The sequence below is a fragment of the Devosia insulae DS-56 genome, assembly GCF_000970465.2.
Taxonomy (GTDB): domain Bacteria; phylum Pseudomonadota; class Alphaproteobacteria; order Rhizobiales; family Devosiaceae; genus Devosia_A; species Devosia_A insulae.
The window spans coordinates 1-6,218 of the sequence record NZ_LAJE02000359.1 but is presented as its reverse complement, the minus strand read 5'-3'; the positions used below and the strand labels follow the sequence as shown (position 1 = coordinate 6,218).

Annotated in this window: 5 protein-coding genes; 3 read left to right on the top strand and 2 right to left on the bottom strand. The window is 67.2% G+C overall.

The window, feature by feature from the left end:
* Window positions 1–183: 183 nt before the first annotated feature.
* Window positions 184–1,755, top strand: coding sequence for an exodeoxyribonuclease VII large subunit (gene xseA, locus VW23_RS23775; protein ID WP_244513721.1), 1,572 nt, complete (start codon window positions 184–186; stop codon window positions 1,753–1,755).
* 131 nt (window positions 1,756–1,886) lie between these two features.
* Window positions 1,887–2,111, top strand: a complete 225-nt coding sequence (locus tag VW23_RS23770) for a DUF2093 domain-containing protein (RefSeq protein WP_069911970.1) — start codon at window positions 1,887–1,889, stop codon at window positions 2,109–2,111.
* A gap of 60 nt (window positions 2,112–2,171) precedes the next feature.
* Here VW23_RS23770 and VW23_RS23765 read toward each other — a convergent pair whose 3' ends face one another.
* Window positions 2,172–3,707 (bottom strand): glycosyltransferase family 39 protein, encoded by a 1,536-nt coding sequence (locus VW23_RS23765; protein WP_084646423.1) that lies wholly within the window; start codon window positions 3,705–3,707, stop codon window positions 2,172–2,174.
* A gap of 257 nt (window positions 3,708–3,964) precedes the next feature.
* Here VW23_RS23765 and VW23_RS23760 point away from each other — a divergent pair, with 257 nt between their 5' ends.
* Window positions 3,965–5,506 carry a glycosyltransferase family 39 protein gene (locus tag VW23_RS23760; RefSeq protein ID WP_084646422.1) on the top strand — a complete coding sequence of 514 codons (1,542 nt, stop codon included), beginning with the start codon at window positions 3,965–3,967 and terminating at the stop codon, window positions 5,504–5,506.
* Here VW23_RS23760 and VW23_RS23755 read toward each other — a convergent pair.
* Window positions 5,452–6,195, bottom strand: a complete 744-nt coding sequence (locus VW23_RS23755; RefSeq protein ID WP_069911967.1) for an O-antigen ligase family protein — start codon at window positions 6,193–6,195, stop codon at window positions 5,452–5,454. The genes VW23_RS23760 and VW23_RS23755 overlap by 55 nt on opposite strands.
* Window positions 6,196–6,218 lie beyond the last annotated feature (23 nt).

Genomic DNA, 6,218 nt, shown 5'->3' with positions numbered 1-6,218 from the left:
GCCCTCTCCCCTTGAGGGAGAGGGTGCCCTGCGCAGCAGGGCGGGTGAGGGGCAGACTTCCCCTCATCCGGCGCTTCGCGCCACCTTCTCCCTCCTAGCGGGTGCAATAGCGCCCGCGGGGGAGAAGGAAGATTGGCGCCCATCTAGCATCTGCTCGATTGTGCCGCCACCCTTGACGGACTCATGCCTTTCCCGCACCTCTCAGCCATGGCTCTACCGCTGACCAACGCCGCCGAGTTCACCGTCTCCGAGATCGCCCAGGCGGTAAAGCGCACCGTCGAGGACGAGTTCGGCCATGTCCGGGTGCGCGGCGAGATTTCCGGTTTCCGCGGCGTCCACTCCTCCGGCCACGCCTACTTCACGCTGAAGGACGAGAACGCCTCGATCGACGCGGTGGTGTGGAAGAGTTCGTGGCCGCGCCTGACCTTCAAGCCCGAGGAGGGCATGGAGATCATCGCCACCGGGCGGCTCACCACCTTTCCGCGTTCGTCGAAGTATCAGATCGTCATCGAGCAGATCGAACCGGCCGGCGCCGGCGCGCTGATGGCGCTGCTCGAGGATCGGCGCAGGAAGCTCGCCGCCGAGGGCCTCTTCGCGTCTGAACGGAAGCGCCAGCTGCCCTACCTGCCGCGCGTCATCGGCGTCATCACTTCGCCGACCGGCGCGGTGATCCGCGATATCCTGCATCGAATCTCCGACCGCTTCCCCAGCCACGTGCTGGTCTGGCCGGTCCGCGTCCAGGGCGAGACCGCCGCCCCCGAGGTTACCGCCGCCATCAACGGCTTCAACGCGCTGGCGCCGAACGGCCCGATTCCGCGCCCCGACGTGTTGATCGTGGCGCGTGGCGGTGGCTCGATCGAAGACCTCTGGGGCTTCAACGAAGAGAGCGTCGTCCGCGCCGTCGCCGCGAGCCGGATCCCTGTTATCACCGCCGTCGGTCACGAGACCGACACGACGCTGGTCGACTACGCCTCCGATCATCGCGCCCCGACCCCGACCGCCGCTGCCGAAGCCGCCGTGCCGGTGCGGGCCGACCTCATCGGCTACATCGACGAGATCGGCGGTCGGCAACGCCACGCCATGCGGCGCACCGCCTCGAACTATCGCGACCGCCTGCGCGCCGCGTCCGCCGGGCTGCCACGTCCGCTCGACCTCGTCGCCTCGGCCCGCCAGCGCCTCGATCATGCGGCCTCCAACCTTGCCGCGGCGCTGCGCCATGCCGAGCAGAAGAAGCGCATCGAGTTCGGCCGCTCTGCCAACAAGCTGACACCGAACCTGCTCTCCCGCCGCGCCACCGAGCTCACGACTCGTCTCGACAATCTCCGCCGTCGCGCCGATACCGCCGCTTCGCGCACGGCCGAGCGCAAGCGTGGCCTGTTCGTCGCCGCGGCCGGACGGCTCTCGCCCAAGGCGCTCAACAACGAGATCCGGCACCTGCGCAGCCGTCTCGATCCGCTCGCCGCCGCGCTCCATCCGGCCGTTGCCCGCTTTGTCGATCAGCGCCGCCGCAGCCTCGATCTCGCGGCCCGCCTGCTCGAGGCGGCCGATTACCGCTCGATCCTCACGCGCGGCTTCGCGGTGGTCACCGATGCCGAAGGCCACATCGTCAAGCACACCGCCGAGGTGAAGCCGGGCGATGCCGTCCACATCCAGGTGTCCGATGGCACCATCGGGGCCACCATCGGCAGCGGTCCGGTCGCGCGCAAGAAGGTCCGTCCGCCGCGCGACGAAGAGGGCCAAGAGAGTCTGTTCTGAACAATCAAAGCCTGTTTTAGGAAACCGGGCCTGTTCTGAAAATCGCCACGAAATCGGTTCAGGTCGTCATTGTGCGGTTCGGGACCGATCGGTTTCCAAGTCAGCTGATCTGACCTATATCTGGTGGCGCCATGAATATTTTCGACAAGAGCTTCAGCCCCTCCGAGGCGCAGGTCCGTTATCTCGATGCCGACTATGTCGTGCTGCGGCCGGGCAGTTTTGTCCGCTGCGCCATCACTGGCGTGCCCATTGCGCTCGACGAGCTGACCTACTGGAACGTCGACCGGCAGGAGCCCTACGCCAACGCCGACGCCGCGCATGAGGCCTATAAGCGCTACGGCATCAGCTCCCGCTGAGCCCGGGCATCAGCTCCCGCTGAGCCCGTTCGCGACATTTCATTGCGACAGTGAAGCGATCTAAGGCTTGAAGCCGCTGCCCAGCCGCATCCGCAGCGGCACCGCCACGCGTCCCGCCTTGCTCAGGCTGATGTCTTCCAGCGGCCCCAGTGAGGCGAATTCCTCGCCCAGCGCCGCATCGTCATCGATGTGCCCCGGCATGCCGATCAGGATCGCGGTCCATCCGGCATAGGCCTCGGGTGGGTTGAGATAATCGAAGTGGCGCGCGTCGCTGCATAGGCACAGCACCGGAATCTCTGTCCCGAACAAGGCGTTGAGCTCGCCGGCCCGCACCCAGTTGAATGTTCCGATGAAGGTCCGGTCGTCTGCCGGCAAGCCACGCCTGGCCAGTTCCGGCCGCACTGCCTCCCACGACAGCAGCGCATCCGTCGGATCGCTCCCGCCGAACAGTTGCAGCGTCTGTTGATCGAAACTGCCCCACCGCGCCTGCATCGTCACCACTGTCGCCAGCGCTCCGAGCGCCAGTGCCGTGAGCACCGCCACCCATGCAGCGATCCGCCTGGTGATCCGCCCGGCATTGGCAAGCGCCTCGCCCAGAAGCGGCACTGCGAACAGCCACCCCGGCATCTGCCAGTGCGGCAGTCCCCGCCCGGCCAGCGTCAGCCCGGTGAAGATCAGGATCGGCAGCAGCGCCAGGCAGACCAGCAGCCAGCGGCGCGCATTAGCCGGCCCGCTGAGCATGCCGCGCACCAGGAACGTTCCGAGTGGCACCGCAATCCACGGCAGCAGGTACACCGCCTGCGACAGCAGCGATTCGATGGGGCCGAGCGGCCGCACGCCGCCCCCGCCGCCGACCCGGCCACGACCGATCTGGAAGGCGAACGACGCCCAGTCGTGCTGGGCATTCCACACCAGCACCGGCACGAAGCAAGCCACCGCAATCGCCGCCGCCAGCCATGGCCCCGGCGTCAACAGCCAGCGTCGCCCCTCGCGCGTCGTCAGCAGAAACAGCAGCATCCCCAGCACCAGCAGCACGCCGTGGTACTTCGACAGCAGCGCCAGTCCCGACATCAGCCCGGCCAAGGCCCACCATCCCAGCCGCCAGCCTGTTCCTGGCACAAGGACGAGTCGCGCCACCACCAGGGCGGTTGCCAGCGCCGCAGCCAGCAGCGGCCCATCCGGGAAGATCAGCGCCCCATGGGCCAGCCCGAAGACCGGCGCGAGGTTGAAGATCACCGTCGACCACAGCCCCGCGGCCGCCCCGAACAGCCTTGCTCCCAGGGCATAGATCAGCCACGAGGACAGCGCGCCGAGGGCCACGAACGGCAGCCGCAGCAGCAGCAGATCCTCGCTGCCCCATAGCTTGGCCCACAACCCGACCAGCCACAGATGCAGCGGCGGATGGTCGAAGTAGCTCGGAGAGAACTGCCGCGCGATGCCGATACTATAGGCCTCGTCCACCCCCACCGGGAGCACAGCCGCAAGGCCCAGCCGAGCGAGTGTAGCGATGGCGATGATAGCCAGGGCCCACCGTCCGGCAGACCGTGCTTTGAGGTCCGCACCGGGATAGCCAGGGGGAAGGGCAGGCGATTGCATGGACGGTTGGGTCCTCGACCTGCCGCTTGCGTCTATTGCGGTGTGGCTAGCGATTGTCTGCTCACAAGTCAAATTACTGTGCGGTAAGGAAGGCTACCGTGTGCAAAACCATGAAGGAAATACTGTCTATCGCTTAGTCTTCGATAATTCGTCGGAGACCCCACGGTTGAGACACGCTGCCGCGCTGCAGCGAAAAGTATTCCGAACCAGGGTGATCCGTGCTTAGGGTGCGCCGCTTCGCGCTGCCCCCGAGATCGATGACCGCTGAGACCAACATTCCCTTTGAGACGCCCATCCGGACGGGATTGGTCGGCGCCGAGGTTTTCGCGCTGGTCGTGGTCCTGGCGAGCCTCGCCGCCAAGGCGTTCGTGGCGCTGAGCCTCGGCCTCGACGGCGATGAGGCCTATTACGCCCTGTGGTCGGCCTACCTGTCGCCGGGCTATCTCGATCATCCACCCGCCGTTGCCGTGATGACGGCGCTCGGCCGGCTCATCGGGAGCGACACGCTGCTCGGCGTTCGCCTGCTGCCGTTCGTCGCCGGCATTGCGGTGCTGGCCGCCCTCTACCGCACCGGCCGGCTGCTGCTGCCGGGCCGCAGCGCCGCGGCACTGGCGGTTGCCTGGTACTGCCTCAGCCTGCAAGGGGCGGTGAACTTCGTCGCCACCCCCGACGCCCCTTCGACGCTGTTCTGGACCCTGTCGCTGTGGGCTGCGGCCGAAGCTGTCATCCGCTCACGTCCCACCTGGTCGCTGGCGGTCGGCCTGTTCGCCGGAGCCGGGCTTGCCTCCAAATACACCAACGCCTGGTTTGGCATCGGGCTTGTGGTGTTCCTCCTCGGCACCCCCGAGGGGCGTCGGCAATTCGCCCGCTGGCAACTCTGGGCCGGCGGCCTTGTCGCACTGCTGATTTTTGCGCCGGTGCTGTGGTGGAACTACCAGCACGACTGGCAATCCTTCCTGTTCCAGGGGGCACGGGTCGTCTCGTTCGAGGAAGAGTTCGGGCGGCTGGTGAGCGAGTTCGTCATCAGCCAGGCCGTGGCGATGGGGCCGGTCCTGCTGCTTTTCGCCTTGCTGGCGATCGGCGCCTTTTTTCTGGGATACGGCAAACGCGCCGGGTCCCGGCTGGCTTTGCCGGTACTGACCACGCTGCCGCTCCTCGCCTACTTCCTGATTCACGCCCTTCACGCCCGCGTCGAGGTCAACTGGCTGCAGCCGGTGGCGCCGGCGCTGGCCCTGCTTGGCGCCGCTTTCGTCTGCCTGTTGCCGACACGCCCATTCGGGCGCTGGATCGTGGCTGTGGCCAGCGCGCTGCAGCTTGTCTCCGGTCTGGCGCTGATCGGCTTCGCCTACGTGCAGGCAGCCTACTACCCGCTCGATCTGAGCTATGCGGATCGCACCCGCATGCTGCGTGGCTGGGACAAGCTGGCCGCCGAGGTTCGCCAACTGGCCGACGAGGCCGGAGCCCAGGTGATCTGGACCGAGGGCAATTACCGCCTCACCGGCGAGCTGTTCTTTTACGGTCAGGCCGCCGGGGACAGCCGGCCGGTTCGCGACATCGCTCCCCACCCGCGTTACGATTTCCTGCCGCCCCAGACCCGCTACCCCTCGGCCTCGCCCGCTTTGCTGGTCGCGAGCGTCAAATCCCCAGCGGCGGCTGCAGACCTGCCGCCGCGGCCGGAGTTTTCAAGCAACCGTCTGGTCACCGTGCTGAAGCGTGATGAAGGGGCAGGGCGGGGCGAAGAGTATTACGCGGTGCTCGCCGTCTCCGGCCCCACCGGCGCCTTGCCGCGGGCAGATTGAGCCGGCGCCGTCGCAACAGCCGGGACCCGGACGAAACCCAGGATCACCATCGTCATGAACGCGTACTGCACGGTGTGGAACTCGAAGCCGATCATGATGATGGTCAGCTGGAACACTGCATAGGCGACGCACAGCGTCACCGCCAGGTATAGGCGCGAGACGAACAAGGCGTCGCGCGCCGTGCGGAGCACCGCGATAACCGGGGCCACGGACAGGATCAGGAAGCTGATGATGCCAGGAATGCCGGCCCCGACGGCAAAGCTCAGCAGCCCGTTGTGCAACTGCCGGAAGGTCATCATGCGCTCGACTTCGCTCTCCGGCACGTAGGGCAGGATCGCCGGCACCATGTCGAGCCAGCCATAGCCGAACAGCGGGGCGCGCAGGAAAGCCTGGTAGCCGCCCCGCAACATGGTGAGGCGCTCCTCGGTGGATTTGTCGACGGCGCCACCGGCTATCACGTCCTGTGTCACCGAGAAGCCATCCAGCGCGCGGGTCAACCCGGCCTTTGCGGCGATGAACAGCAGGATGGCGGACAGCACCGCCACCACCCCCGCCACCAGCAACGTCACCCCGCGATGCCGCGCCGGAGCCCGCGCCAGCGCAAACGCCAGCGACACGAAACCCAGCACCGGCGCCGCGATCAGCGCCCCCCGCGTCCCGCTCAACAGCGCGACCAGGATGCCGAACACCGGCCCTGTCTCTTATACACATT

Bases quoted from the DNA above. Each gene is read 5' to 3' on its own strand.
- VW23_RS23760 (WP_084646422.1), top strand. From the start codon at position 3,965: ATGACCGCTGAGACCAACATTCCCTTTGAGACGCCCATCCGGACGGGA.
- VW23_RS23765 (WP_084646423.1), bottom strand. From the start codon at position 3,707: ATGCAATCGCCTGCCCTTCCCCCTGGCTATCCCGGTGCGGACCTCAAA.
- VW23_RS23770 (WP_069911970.1), top strand. From the start codon at position 1,887: ATGAATATTTTCGACAAGAGCTTCAGCCCCTCCGAGGCGCAGGTCCGT.
- xseA (WP_244513721.1), top strand. From the start codon at position 184: ATGCCTTTCCCGCACCTCTCAGCCATGGCTCTACCGCTGACCAACGCC.